Below are 13605 nucleotides of genomic sequence, written 5' to 3' on the forward strand. Positions count from 1 at the left end.
GACGCCATGCCCACCGACGCTGTGCCCACCGACCAGGAAACGCGGATCCACGGCCACGTGGCCCCCGGATTCGATCGCGTCCGCGAGGAGTTCGTCCGGAACTTCGCCGAGCGCGACGAACAGGGCGCGGCCGTGGCCGTGACCCTCGACGGCGAACTCGTCGTCGACCTGTGGGGCGGTCCCGCCGACCCCACGCGGGGCACCCCCTGGGACGGCGACACCCGACAGCTGATCTTCTCCGGCAGCAAGGGCATCCTCGCCACGGCGCTGCTGCTCCTCGTCGACCGCGGTGTGGTCGGCCTGGACGTGCCGGTCGCCCACTACTGGCCGGAGTTCGCCGCCCGGGGCAAGGGAGGCGTGACGCTGCGCGAGGTGGTGACCTTCACCGCCAGGCTGCCCGCCGTCGCGGCGCCGCTGTCCCAGGGGGACCTGGGCGACCCCCAGTTGATGGCCAAGCTGCTGGCCGACCAGGAGCAGGAGGCCGATCCGCGCGCCGAGGGCATCCTGTACGGCCCGTACGCGACCGGCTGGATCGTCGCCGAGGTGATCCGCCGGGTCGACGGCCGGCCGCTGGACCGGTTCTTCGCCGAGGAGATCGCCGGCCCGCTCGGCCTCGGCATCTCCTTCGGGATCGCGCCGGAGCTGGAACACCTCGTGGCCCGCACCGAGTACGGCACGGGCTTCCGCGACCAGTTCTCCGGTTACTTCACGAGCGAGGACCCGCTGACCCGGCGGATCTGGCAGAACCCGATCCCGTTCCCGGAGGACGAGGAGACCTGGAACCGGCCGGACCGCCGTTTCACCCTCATCCCCGCCGCCAACGCCTACGGCTCGGCACGCGCGTTCGCGCGCTTCTACGGGATCCTGGCCGCCGACGCGGCCCGGCCGGCCGAGGAGGAGCCCGTGCTCCTCTCCCGCCGGCTCCTCGACGAGGCGCGTGCCCCGCGGGTGAAGAAGGTTGACCAGCTCATCGGCGTCCCCATGGTGTACGGGGGCGGCGGTTACCGGCTGCGGACCAACCCGCGCCCGGGCGTCGACGGCGACTCCTTCGGCCACGACGGTGCCGGGGGCTCCGCCAACCAGGCGTGGCCGCGTGCCCGGGCCGGTGTCTCGTACGTGATGAACCGCCTGATCGCCCTCGGCCCCGACGACAAGCGGGCGTCCTCGCTCGTGAAGGCCGTCGCCGCGTCGGTGGACGGTCTCGGTACGGAGGGCGAGGCGTGAGCGGCGACGGCGTACGGCTCGTCGCGCCGGACGGCTCCCGGGTGGACCATCCGGAGTTCACGGCGGAGTCCGGTCCGGAGGAACTGCGGTCCCTGTACCGGGACATGGCGCTGGCCCGGCGGTTCGACGCCGCGGGGGTCACCCTCCAGCGCCAGGGCGAGCTGGGGCTGTGGCCCTCCCTGCTGGGCCAGGAGGCCGCGCAGGTGGGTTCCGTGCGGGCGCTGAGGGCCACCGACCACGCCTTCCCCAGCTACCGCGAACACGCCGTCGCGCTCGGCAGGGGTCTGGACCCGCTCGCCCTCCTGCGGCTCTTCCGCGGGGTGGACAACGGCGACTGGGACCCGCGGGAGCACCGCTTCCACCTGTACACCCTGGTGATCGGCTCCCAGACGCTGCACGCGACCGGATACGCCTGCGGTCTGCTCAAGGACGGGTCCGAATCCGCCGTCATCGCGTACTTCGGGGACGGCGCGACCGCTCAGGGCGACGTGTCGGAGGCGTTCAACTTCGCCGCCGTGTACGGAGCGCCGGTCGTGTTCTTCTGCCAGAACAACCAGTGGGCGATCTCCGAGTCCAACGAGCGGCAGACCCGGGTGCCGCTGTACCAGCGCGCCCAGGGCTTCGGCTTTCCAGGTGTCCGCGTCGACGGCAACGACGTACTGGCGTGCCTGGCGGTGACGCGGTGGGCGCTGGAACGCGCCCGCCGCGGCGAGGGGCCCACGCTGATCGAGGCGTTCACCTACCGGATGGGCGCCCACACGACCTCCGACGACCCGAGCCGCTACCGGGACCAGGCCGAGGTGGAGAGCTGGCGGGCGAAGGACCCGCTGCTGCGGCTGGAACGGCTGATGCGGGCGGAGGGCGTCGCGGACGACGCGTTCTTCGCCTCGACGGAGGCGGAGGGCGAGTCGCTGGCGGCGACGGTCCGCGAGGGCGTCCGGTCCATGGCGACGCCCGGGACCGGCCGGCTGTTCGACCACGTGTACGCCGAGCCGCACGCACTGGTCGACGAGGAACGCGCCGCGTTCGACGTCTACCAGGCGTCTTTCGCCGAGGAGGGCTGAGATGACCACCGCGACAGCGGGCACCGGACGCATGACCCTGGTGGCCGCGCTCAACGCGTCGCTGCGCACCGCGCTCGCCGACGATTCCCGGACCCTGCTCATGGGGGAGGACATAGGCCGGCTCGGCGGGGTGTTCCGGGTGACCGACGGGCTCCAGAAGGACTTCGGCGAGTCCCGGGTGATGGACACGCCGCTGGCCGAGTCGGGGATCGTGGGCATGGCGATCGGCCTGGCCCTGAGCGGCTACCGGCCGGTCGTGGAGATCCAGTTCGACGGGTTCGTCTTCCCCGCGTACGACCAGATCGTCACCCAGCTGGCCAAGATGCACGCCCGCTCGCGCGGCAGGGTGCGCCTCCCGGTCGTGATCCGCATTCCGTACGGCGGCGGGATCGGCGCCGTGGAGCACCACTCGGAATCGCCCGAGGCGCTGTTCGCCCATGTGGCCGGCTTGCGCGTGATGTCCCCGTCCACCCCTGCGGACGCCTACTGGATGCTCCAGGAGGCGGTGCGCTGCGAGGACCCCGTCGTCTTCCTAGAACCCAAGCGGCGCTACTACGAGAAGGGCGAGGTCGACACCCGGCCCGGCGCCCGGCCGGGGCCGCCGGTCGCGCGGGTGGTCCGCGCGGGGACGGATCTGACGCTCGCCGCTTACGGGCCGATGGTCGCGACCTGTCTCGACGCCGCGAGGGCCGCCGCCGAGGAGGGCCACGAACTGGAGGTCCTGGACCTCCGGTCGATCTCACCGATCGACTTCGACACCGTCGCCGAGTCGGTCCGCCGCACGGGCCGCCTGGTCGTGGCGCACGAGGCGCCGGTCTTCTTCGGCGCCGGAGCCGAGATCGCCGCTCGCATTACGGAGCGCTGCTTCTACCACCTGTCGGCGCCGGTCCTGCGCGTCGGCGGCTTCCACAGTCCCTATCCGCCCTCCCGGCTGGAGGACGAGTACCTCCCCGGCCTCGACCGCGTGCTGGACGCGGTCGACCGAGCACTCGCCCTGTGAAGGAGTTCCGATGACGATGACGGACCGCGCGGTGCGGTACAAGGAGTTCCGCCTGCCCGACGTCGGTGAGGGACTGCAGGACGCCGAGATCGTCCGCTGGCTCGTGGCGCCGGGGGACGAGGTCACGGACGGGCAGGTCGTCTGCGAGATCGAGACGGCCAAGGCGATGGTCGAACTGCCGGTCCCCTTCAGCGGCGTGGTCCAGGAGGTGCGGTTCCCCGAGGGCGCGACGGTGGACGTGGGCGAGGTCATCGTGACCGTCGCGGACGCCGCCCCGGCCCCCGCTCCCGCCTCGGCTCGCGGCCCGTCCGCCCCGGCTCGCGGCCCGGGCGCCGGACCTGAGGCCGTCGCCGTACCGGAGGCGGAGCCCGGCCGCCGGGCGGTGCTCGTCGGCTACGGCGCTGCCGCTTCGCCGACCGCCCGCCGCCCCCGGCGCCCCGCACCGGCGGCGGCCGGGATCGTTCCGGCCGCTCCCACGCCGCCCGCGCCGCCCGCGCCGCCCGCGCCGCCCACGCCGGCGGCCGAGTTCGGCTCGCCCCGGCCGCTGGCCAAGCCACCGGTGCGCAAGCTCGCGCGGGAACTGGGGGTGGACCTCGCCCGGGTGCGTCCTACCGGACCGCGCGGGGACATCACCCGTGACGACGTGCGCGCCGCCGTCGAACCGGCCGCGCACGGGACCGCGGACCGCGGACCGGAGCCCGGCGCACCGCTGCGGAGCGAGCCCGGCACTCCGTCGCGCGGCCGAGCGCCCTCGCGCCCCGGCGGCGGGCGCGGCCGAGCGCCCTCGCGCCCCGGCGGCGACGAGGCGCACGAGACCCGCGTCCCGGCCTCCGCCGTCCGCAGGGCGACCGCGCGGGCCATGACGGCCAGCGCGTTCAGCGCCCCGCACGTGACGGAGTTCGTCACGGTCGACGTCACCCGCACGGTGAGACTCGTCGAACGGCTCAGGAAGGACCCGGAGTTCGAGGGGTTGCGCGTGAGCCCTCTGCTGATCGCCGTACGGGCCCTGTTGTTCGCGGTACGGCGGAATCCGTCCGTCAACGCCTCGTGGGACGAGGAACGGCAGGAGATCGTCCTCAAGCACCGGGTCAACCTCGGGATCGCCGCCGCCACGCCGCGCGGACTCCTCGTGCCGAACATCAAGGACGCGGCCTCGCTCACGCTGCCAGGTCTGGCGGCCGCCCTGGGCGGGCTCGTGACCGCCGCGCGTGAGGGCCGTACGACCCCGGCCGACCTGCGGGGCGGCACCCTCACCGTGACGAACATCGGTGTCTTCGGGATCGACACCGGGACTCCGATCCTCAATCCCGGCGAGGCGGCCGTCCTCGCCCTCGGCGCGATCGGCCCCCGCCCCTGGGTGCACCGGGGCACGGTCGTGCCGCGACAGGTCACCACGCTGGCGCTCTCCTTCGACCACCGGCTGGTGGACGGGGAGCTGGGCTCGCGGGTGCTCGCCGACGTCGCCGCCGTACTGCGCGATCCGCGGTTGCTCGCCACGCACGGCTGAGGGCACCGCGCACCATCCACCACACCGCCGTCGGGGACGGCGCCCGAGCACAGGGGGAAGCACGAACATGACCAGCGTGAGACAACGCGCCACCGCCGCGGCCGTACCGGTCTGGCTCGACCTCGGGGACGGCACCGCGGAGCCGGGCCGGCAGGCGGCCCTGGCAGCCGGTCACCGGATCGCCGGGGCCGCTGTGGGGCCGGATGCCACGGTGACCGCCGCGCGGAAGGCGTGCGACGACTTCCGCGGCCTGCACGAGGAGACCCTCGGCCGAAGGGGGATCGTGGTGCTCGGCGCCGAGGTGTTCCCGGAGCGCGGCACTTCGGAGCTCGTCCACCGTGCGGGCTCGCTCGCCGACGGGACGGACCGCCCGAACACGGCCGTCGCCCTGCCGTCCAACGACGCGGGTCTCGCCGCCATGGGGGTCCTGCTCGACCGCGGACTGCCGGTGCAGCTGGCGACCTGCTTCTCCGCCCGGCGGTACGAGCAGGCGGCGGCCGTCTATCTGGCGGCACTGGAGCGCGCCGTGGCCGAGGGGCGGGATCCCGGCAGGCTCGCCTCGACCGTCGCCTTCGGGCTCCGGCCGCTCGACATCCGGGTGGACGCGCTGCTGGACCGGGCCGGGAGCGCGGAGGCGAAGGCCCTGCGGGGGACCGCGGCCCTGACCGCCGCCCGGCTGGCCCACGCGACCTTCGCCCGCCTCTTCGACCCCGCCCGCTCACCGGCCTGGCGGACGCTCGCCGCCGGGGGCGCCCGCCCCCTCCGCCTGGTCTGGAGCGAACTCGGCGACTCCGCGGCCGGGGCCGCGGAGCACCGGACGCGCTACACCGCCGGACTCGCCACCGCGGACACCGCTGTGGCCGTACCGCTGGGAGCACTCGGCACCGTGGCCGGCCTGCGCCCCCGGCTGCGCCCGCCGCACGGGGCGCGTGCGGCGGCCGAGCATCTCGATGCCTGCCTCTCGTGGTTCGGCATCGGTGCGCGTGAGGTGGCGCGTGAACTCGAGGGTGAACCCGCCCAGCTCCGCGCCCAGGCCCGGACCCTGGTCCGGGGAGGTGTGGCATGACTCTCCAGGACTCCCCGAGACCGCCTGCCCCCTCCCACACGCTCCCGCCGCCGTCCGGGGAGGAGCGGCCGAAGCGCCTGGCGCTGGCCACCGGGGTCGTAGCCCTCGGCGGGCTGCTGTTCGGCTTCGACACCGGGGTGATCTCGGGTGCGCTGCTCTTCCTGAAGGAGGACTTCGCCCTCACCTCCTTCCAGGAGGGAACCGTCATCTCGGCGCTGCTGCTCGGCGCCGCCGCCGGAGCTCTCGGGAGTGGGCGCCCCGCCGACCGGTTCGGGCGCAAGCGTGTCCTGATCGCGGTGGCCCTCACCTTCACGCTCGGGCTCGTCGCGGCCGTCCTGGCACACGACTTCGCGAGCATGGTCGGCGCCCGGATGGTGCTCGGCCTCGCCGTGGGCGGCGCGTCCACCGTCGTACCGCTGTACCTCGCGGAGATCGCACCGCCCCGCCTGCGCGGCCGGCTGGTGACGGCCAACCAGGTGCTCCTCACCGTGGGCATCCTGGTGTCCTACCTGGTCAACCTCGGGTTCGCGGGCAGCGCGGACTGGCGCGCGATGTTCGCGGTGGGCCTGATCCCCTCGGTGGTCATGCTGATCGGCACGCTGTGCATACCCGAGAGCCCGGAATGGCTGCGCGGGCGGTCGGACGACCGGCCGTCCGGACGGACGGCGAAGGCGTCCCGCGCCCTGCCCCTCGACCGGCCCGCGGTGCGCAGGGCGCTGCTCATCGGCGTGACGCTCGCGGCCGTACAGCAGTTCGGCGGGATCAACAGCATCATCTACTACGCGCCGAGCATCATGTCCCGTGCCGGTCTTCCGGCCACCAACTCGATCGAGTACTCGGTCTTCATCGGGGTGGTCAACGTCCTCATGACCGTGGCGGCCATCCCTCTGATCGACCGGCTCGGCCGCCGCCCGCTGCTGCTGTTCTCGCTGTCGGGCATGGGGGTCTCGCTCGTCACGCTGGGCGTGGCCATGAGCTTCCCGACCGGATCCCCGGCCAACGCGATCGCACTGGTCTCCATGATCGTGTACGTCGGCAGCTTCGCCGTCGGCCTCGGACCGGTGTTCTGGATCATGGCGGCGGAACTCTTCCCGCCGGGCGCGCGGGCGCGGGGCGGGGCGCTCTGCGCCCTGGTCAACTGGGCTGCCAACTTCGTCGTGGGGCAGCTCTTCCTGCCGGTCGCCGACGCGGTGGGCGTGTCCTTGGTCTTCTGGTTCTTCGCCGCGGTCACCTCGGGGGCACTCTTCTTCGTCGTACGGAAGGTGCCGGAGACGCGGAACCGCTCGCTCGCCGAGATCCAGCAGGACCTGGAGGCCTGAGCGCGGGGCGGGCCCGGGGCCGGTACGACGGCTCCGGGCCCCGGCGTCACCCGCGGGTCCGTCTTGCGATGGCGTGTCGCAGCAGCTCCCAGACCTGTTCGGCCGACGGCCCGCCCGGGTCCCCCTCCGCGTACCGGGTGCGTCCCCGGACGGCGATCCCGGTGCCTTCGACGAGCCGGAGGACGAGGGCTTCCGCGGCCCTCGGCGCCACGCCCGCCCGGAGGTCCCCGGCCGACTGCGCCCGTGCGAGCAGGACGCCGAGCACGACGGGCCATTCGGGCCCCGCGAGGTGGTGGGCCGGCCCGGTCCCCGGGCGCTCGCCGCGCAGCCGGGCGGCGGCTCCGGCGACCGAGCTCGTCTCCAGCAGGCGCAGCAGCGACGTCACCATCCCCCCGAGAGCGACCAGCGGGGCTTCCGTACTGGCCAGCGCCTCGCCGATGTGCCGGGCCATGCTCTGCTGGTACGCCGAGCACACGGCCTCGGCCAGGGCCGCCTTGGTGCGGAAGTGGAAGGTCAGCGCCCCCATCGAGGTGTGGGCGGCCTCGCTGATCCGGGCGAGCGAGGCTCCTTCGTACCCCCTGCGTTCGAACTCCAGGGCGGCGGCCTGGATCAATGCGCTGCGTGTACGAGCGGCGCGCTCCTGCATCATCTGGTCTTTCTCTCCCGGATTGTGGGGGATGGCCCCGGCATCGTCGCGGTGCCGGGGCGCCGGTGGGTGCCCGACTACGGGAAGTAGGAGCGGATCCCCAAAACAAAGAGAACGTTCGCTATGGTTCTCTCGGAGGCGCCGGAAGCACGGAGGGGGAACGAGATGGCTGCGACAGGGATGGCCGACTGGGAACAGGCGGACGGACGCGCGTCGCTCTCGGCGTTCAGCCAGACGCTGTTCGCGCAGTTGCCGCGCATGGACCAGATGAAGTGGGCCCGGATCTACCTGCAGGGACTGCTGGCGACCCAGGGGCGGAAGTCCGTGCGTCGTATGGCGGAGGAGGTGACGAGCTCGGACACGGCCTCGCAGTCGCTCCAACAGTTCGTCAACACCAGCCCGTGGGACTGGAACGTCACGCGCCAGGAGCTCGCGCGCTGGGTCGCCGGGCGCTTCACCCCGCAGGCGTGGACCGTCGTACCCGCGGTGCTGCCCAAGCGGGGCGCCCACTCGGTCGGTGTGCACCAGCGCTTCGTCCCCGAACTCGACCGCACCGTCAACTGCCAGCTCAGCGTGGGCCTGTTCCTGTCAGGCGGCACCGAGCACCTGCCCGTGGGCTGGCGTCTCCATCTGCCCGAAGGGTGGGCGAGGGACCCGGAGGCGCGGCGCAGGGCGCGGCTGCCCGACACGGTGCCGTTCCGGCCGCGCTGGGCCCACATAGTGGGGCTGGTGGACGCGTTGTCGGCGCACTCCCCGGTGGTGGCCGCCCCGGTGGTCGTCGACGTCGGCTCCGCCCCCGACGCCCGGCCGGTGATCGAGCGGCTGAACGGCGGCGGGTACCAGTTCGTGCTCGGGGTCGCCGACGACCTCCGGCTGCTCTCCGGCCCGGCCGCCGCGGGCTCCGCCGGAGCCGTCCAGGACGGGGCCGTGGAAACCGCCCGTCAGCGGCTGCTCCGCGCCGGTGTCCGCCACCCGCACGTCACGACCGTGACCGGAGCCGACGGCCGTCCCCGCCGCGTCCAGGTGGTGTCGGCCCCCGCCAGGACCGCGGTCCTGCGGCCGGACGGCGCCCGGACCGTCGCACCGGGCAGGCTCTTCGCGGAGTGGGACCACACCCGTCGCCGTCCCGGACGCATCTGGCTCACCAATCTCACCCAGCGCCGCATGGAGGAGCTGCTGGCTCTCACCCAGCTGCTCCAGGGAGCGACCGACACGGTCGCGGCGCTGGGTGCTCACCACGGCATGCAGGACTTCGAGGGCCGTTCGTTCCCCGGGTGGCACCGGCACATGACCCTCGTGTCCGCGGCCTACGCCTACCAGCGACTCCACGGTGCGGGGGCGGACTCCGTCCGGGCCGCCTGATCCGCCGGGCCTGCCCGGCGCGGGCCGGGGGTCCGGCCCGTCCGCGAACTCCCGCGAGGATCCTGGTGGCGCGGGGCCCGGTGGGCGGCGTACAACGGGGGCTCCGGTGGACGGACTCGACGGGGTCTCCGGTGGACGGACTCAACGGGGTCTCCGGTGGACGGACTCGACGTGGGGGGAGGCCTTTCATGGCCACAGGGCACGAGGAAACGGCAGGCGGCGGACCGGGGGACGGCCCGCTCGTCGGCGTGGACCGGCTGGCCGAGTGGCTCGCCCGACCGGGGACCGTGGTCCTCGACGCCTCGGTGGGCGCGCACCGCGCGACCGGCCGGCGCATCCCGGGAGCCCGGCGCTTCGACATCGACGGGGTGTTCTCCGACCACCGCGCACCGCTGCCGCACACCATGCCGGAGGCGGCGGGGTTCGCCGAGGAGATGCGGTTCCTGGGGGTGGACGGCACGGACACCGTCGTCGTCTACGACACCGCCGGCATCTACTCCAGCGCACGTGCGTGGTGGATGCTCCGCGCCATGGGCTTCGACCGCGTCGCGGTCCTCGACGGGGGGCTTCCCGCCTGGGAGGCGGCCGGGCTCCCGGTGGAGGACCGTGAGCCCGGGGGCGCCGAGCGCCCCGGGGACTTCACCGCCCGCCCCCGCCCCGGAGCGCTGGTCGGCAGCGGGGCCGTCGTGGAGGCCCTGGCCGACCCCGGGGCGGCCGTCCTCGACGCGCGCTCCCGGGAGCGCTTCGCCGGTACGGCGGCCGAGCCCCGGCCCGGGCTGCGCCGCGGCCACATGCCCGGGGCGGTGAACCTGCCCTTCGGGGCGCTCCAGCGCGACGGCCGGATGCTCCCGGCGGAGCAACTGCGAGCCGTGTTCGAAGCGTCGGCGGGGGACCGGGAGCGGCTGGTGGTCAGCTGCGGGTCGGGGGTCACGGCGTGTGTCCTGGCGCTGGGGGCCGAGCTCGCCGGATACCGCGAGGTCTCCGTGTACGACGGGTCGTGGAGCGAGTGGGGCCTGCCGTCGGCGCTGCCGGTCGAGACCGGCCCGTGAGCGGGTTCACGAGCGGGGCCCGTGAACCCGCCGCCTCACTCGCGGGCGCCCGCCACCTCGACCGGCCTCGTGCGCAGCGCCGCGAGTGCGGGAAGCGCGGCGCAGATCGCGGCCGCCGCGGCGCAAGCGGCCAGTACGGCGCCGAGGCCCGCCCAGGGGACGGCCACCGGGGAGCTCACCGAGAGGAGTTCCAGGGCGGCCTTCACTCCCAGCAGGTTCAGCCCGGCCACCGCCCCTCCCAGGACCGCGCCCACCGCCACCACGATCAGGGCCTCGACCGCCAGCAGCCGGAGCACCTGCGGCTTCGTGGCACCGGTGAGCCGTAGCGCCGCGAGTTCGCGCACCCGGTCCGAGGTGGCCATGACCAGGGTGTTCGCCAGCGCGATCCCCGTGTACAGCAGGGCGATGCCGAGGATGAGCAGCAGGCCCACCCGGGTGTTGCCGCCGGTGCGCGGCTGGTGCGCGGCCACCCAGGCCTCCCTCGTCATGACCGGGGTGCCCGTGTCCCGTCCGGCCCTCTCCAGGAGGGCGCGGACGGCCGAACGGTCCGCGTCCTCGCGGAGCCTGACGTCGACCCGGTCGACCGCGGCGCCCGCCGCGTTCGCGGGGGTCACGTAGACCCCGTTGCTTCCGGTACCGGTCCGCATCACGGCGGCGACGCGGAGCGACACCTCGCGGCCGTCGCCCAGCCAGAGGTTCACGCGCTGTCCCACCGTCCGGGTCTCCCACTCCTCGTTGACGATGACGGAGTCGTCGTCCAGGTCGCCGATCCGGCCGGCGACGAGAGGCAGGCGGGCGGTCGCGGCAAGGGCGCCCGGATCGGCCGCCCGCGCCTCCGAGGAGACGAGCGCGGTGCCCTCCTCGAGGACGGTGACCCCGGTGGAGCGGGAGGCACTGACCACGGTTCCGGGAACGCTCCGTACGCGCTGCACGAAGCGTGGGTCCAGCGGGCCGTCCCCGCCGGCCACGTAGTCCACGCCTGAGACCGTCGCCGCCGCCTCGGCGGCCCTGCCCCCGTCGATCGTGGCCACGGTGCCCAGCAGTGAGCCCGTGAGGGCGACGGTGATCAGGACGGGCGCGGCGACCGAGGCGGTGCGCCGGGTGCTCGTCGAGGCGTTCTGCCGGGCCAGCAGCCCGGCGGCGCCGGGCAGCCGCGCGGGCAGCCAGGTGAGCAGCCTTGTCAGCGGGCGCACCAGGAGAGGCGCGAGCAGCGCGACGCCGACGATGATCCACATGGGCTGCAGGATGTACGTCTTCCGCTTCAGCACGTCCCCGGGGTCGGTGACCAGGGACCAGCCCAGCAGCCCCAGCCCGGTCAGCAGGACGGCCGCCCCCGTCAGCAGACGGCTCAGCGGAATCCCACCGGCATCGGTCGCCGCGTCGCGCAGTGCCTCCACCGGCCTGATCCGGCCCGCCCGGTAGGAGGAGACGGCGACTCCGGCGAGTGCCACGCCCAGCCCCGTCCAGAAGGCGGTGTGCAGCGGCCAGGTCGCGTCGCCGACGGCGAACCACGCCGGGGCCAGCCCTTCGCCGGCCAGCCGGCGGGCGAGCAGGGGCGCCGCGGCGTCGCCCAGCAGACAGCCGGCGGCCGAGGCCAGGGCGCCGATCACCAGCGCCTCCACGACGACCGTCCGCCGCACCTGGCCCGGGGTGGCACCCGCGGTGCGGAGCAGCCCGAACTCCCTCCGGCGCTGGGTCACGGCGAAGGAGAACGTCGAGGCGACGACGAAGACCGAGACGAAACCGGTGATGCCCGCCGCCGTGCCGAGCAGTGCGTTGACGGCGGTCAGGGCCTCACGGTCGCGGTCGGGATCGTCGTCGGCGCGGTGCCGGTCGTCTCCGGTGAGCACACTCATGCCGGGGTACGTCTCCACGAGCCGCCGCACGGCTTCCGGTTCGGCGTGCACGGCGACCGCGTCGACGGCCGGGTGGATGCGGGCGGCCTCGGCGTCCCCGAAGAACACCGCCGTCCCTGACCCGGCGTCCGCCACCGTGCCGACCACCGTCCGCGTGCCCGCTCCCGCGGCCGCGCCGGGGGCGGTGATCCTGATCCGGTCGCCGGCCCGGAGTCCCCGACCCGCGCCCTCCGTCACGACGACCTCGCCGGTCGCGGCCGGAGCACGGCCCGAGGTGAGGTGGTACGGCGCTTCGCCGGCGACGGACCACGGATGTCCCACGGCCTCCGTGCCGGCCAGACGGACGGCGAAGGTGCGGTCCTCGGCCGTACGTCCCAGCGCGGAGAGGCCGTCGGCCAGGGCTTCCGGGACCGGGCGGGGGTCGGTGAGGCGGGCCGTGCGCTCCCCGACGGGCGTCGCGACCCGGAGGGTGTCCGAAGGCGCCACCACGACCGGCGCGCCCGCGAAGCGCTCCGGGGCGCGCTCCGGAGCGTCGAAGGTGGCGGCCAGGGCCAGGCCGGTCATGGCGATGAGCCCGACGCCCAGGGCGAGGGCGGTGAAGGAGCCGACGAAGGTGACCCAGCGGGTCCGCATCGAGCGCAGGGCGGCGGTCAGCACGGGACCACCGCCAGGGCGGTCATGCGGGCGGCGACCTGTTCGGCGGCCGGGTCGCACAGCTCGTCCCGAACCGATCCGTCGGCCAGGAACACCACCCGGTCCGCGTACGAGGCGGCCACCGGATCGTGCGTCACCATGATCACCGTCTGGCCCGCGTCGGCCATCGACCGCAGCAGGCCGAGGACCTCGTGCCCCGTACGGGAATCGAGCGCCCCCGTCGGCTCGTCACCGAACAGCACCTCGGGGCGGGTGACCAACGCCCGTGCCAGCGCGACGCGTTGCTGCTGACCGCCGGAGAGCTCGGTGGGCCGGTGCCGGGCCCTGGAGCCCAGGCCGACCCGGTCCAGCACCTCGCGCACCTCCGCGCGCCGGGGACCGCGGCCCGCCAGCCGGAGCGGGAGCGCCACGTTCTGCTCGGCGGTGAGGGCGGGCAGCAGGTTGAAGGCCTGGAAGACGAACCCGATCCGCTCGCGGCGCAGCAGGGTCAGCTTCCGCTCGCTCAGCCCGGTCATCTCGGTGTCCCCGAGGAACACCCGGCCCGACGTGGGCCGGTCGAGGCCGGCCGCGCACTGGAGGAGCGTCGACTTGCCGGAGCCGGACGGTCCCATGATCGCGGTGAAGGAGCCGCGGGGGACGGAGAGGCTGACTCGGTCCAGGGCCGTGACCGCGTCGGCGGTCGTGCCGAAGGACCGGGTGACGGTGTCGAGCCGGATGGCTGCGGGGTGCTGATTCATGGGTACCAGCCAACCGGCCTCGTACGGCGCCCACATCGCAGCGAGGGGGAGTCCTGGGGGTGGAGCCAGGTCCACCTCAGGCCCCCCGCCCACCGGGTGGTGGTGGACGGTCCGCGCTGTC

Annotated in this window: 10 protein-coding genes and 1 pseudogene; 8 read left to right on the forward strand and 3 right to left on the reverse strand. The window is 74.4% G+C overall.

Annotation, left to right across the window (positions count from 1 at the left end; genetic code table 11):
• Nucleotides 1-6: 6 nt before the first annotated feature.
• The 6 genes and pseudogenes from ACIRJR_RS04265 to ACIRJR_RS04290 all read left to right on the forward strand — a co-directional run.
• Nucleotides 7-1101: pseudogene (locus tag ACIRJR_RS04265) on the forward strand (serine hydrolase domain-containing protein); the annotation flags it as partial.
• Nucleotides 1086-2288 (forward strand): pyruvate dehydrogenase (acetyl-transferring) E1 component subunit alpha, encoded by a 1203-nt coding sequence (gene pdhA / locus ACIRJR_RS04270; RefSeq protein WP_403773486.1) that lies wholly within the window; start codon nt 1086-1088, stop codon nt 2286-2288. The pseudogene ACIRJR_RS04265 and the gene pdhA, both read left to right, overlap by 16 nt.
• A 1-nt stretch (nt 2289) precedes the next feature.
• Entirely contained in the window at nt 2290-3288 is a 999-nt protein-coding gene (locus ACIRJR_RS04275; RefSeq protein WP_403773488.1) for an alpha-ketoacid dehydrogenase subunit beta, read from the forward strand.
• Between the two features lie 16 nt (nt 3289-3304).
• Nucleotides 3305-4795: a dihydrolipoamide acetyltransferase family protein gene (locus tag ACIRJR_RS04280; protein WP_403773818.1), complete on the forward strand. Its 1491-nt coding sequence runs from the start codon at nt 3305-3307 to the stop codon at nt 4793-4795.
• A gap of 67 nt (nt 4796-4862) precedes the next feature.
• The gene (locus ACIRJR_RS04285) at nt 4863-5861 is read left to right on the forward strand and encodes a transaldolase family protein (protein WP_403773491.1); all 999 of its coding nucleotides are present in this window, start codon (nt 4863-4865) and stop codon (nt 5859-5861) included.
• The gene (locus tag ACIRJR_RS04290; protein WP_403773494.1) at nt 5858-7180 is read left to right on the forward strand and encodes an MFS transporter; all 1323 of its coding nucleotides are present in this window, start codon (nt 5858-5860) and stop codon (nt 7178-7180) included. Before ACIRJR_RS04285 ends, ACIRJR_RS04290 begins: the two co-directional genes overlap by 4 nt.
• Before the next feature lie 46 nt (nt 7181-7226).
• Here the strand turns inward: ACIRJR_RS04290 and ACIRJR_RS04295 are convergent, their stop codons facing one another.
• Entirely contained in the window at nt 7227-7829 is a 603-nt protein-coding gene (locus ACIRJR_RS04295) for a TetR family transcriptional regulator (RefSeq protein ID WP_403773497.1), read from the reverse strand.
• A 162-nt stretch (nt 7830-7991) separates the two neighbouring features.
• Here ACIRJR_RS04295 and ACIRJR_RS04300 point away from each other — a divergent pair, with 162 nt between their 5' ends.
• On the forward strand, nt 7992-9188 hold the full coding sequence (locus ACIRJR_RS04300; protein WP_403773500.1) for an IS701 family transposase: 1197 nt from the start codon (nt 7992-7994) through the stop codon (nt 9186-9188).
• A gap of 188 nt (nt 9189-9376) precedes the next feature.
• Nucleotides 9377-10237, forward strand: coding sequence for a sulfurtransferase (locus tag ACIRJR_RS04305; RefSeq protein ID WP_403773503.1), 861 nt, complete (start codon nt 9377-9379; stop codon nt 10235-10237).
• Nucleotides 10238-10272: 35 nt separating this feature from the next.
• On the opposite strand, the gene ACIRJR_RS04310 is transcribed toward ACIRJR_RS04305, so the two are convergent.
• Nucleotides 10273-12750, reverse strand: a complete 2478-nt coding sequence (locus ACIRJR_RS04310; RefSeq protein ID WP_403773506.1) for an FtsX-like permease family protein — start codon at nt 12748-12750, stop codon at nt 10273-10275.
• Nucleotides 12744-13484 carry an ABC transporter ATP-binding protein gene (locus ACIRJR_RS04315; protein ID WP_403773509.1) on the reverse strand — a complete coding sequence of 247 codons (741 nt, stop codon included), beginning with the start codon at nt 13482-13484 and terminating at the stop codon, nt 12744-12746. The genes ACIRJR_RS04310 and ACIRJR_RS04315 overlap by 7 nt, the downstream gene beginning before the upstream one ends.
• Nucleotides 13485-13605 lie beyond the last annotated feature (121 nt).

Source organism: Streptomyces sp. NPDC102402, from assembly GCF_044765765.1.
GTDB lineage: Bacteria > Actinomycetota > Actinomycetes > Streptomycetales > Streptomycetaceae > Streptomyces.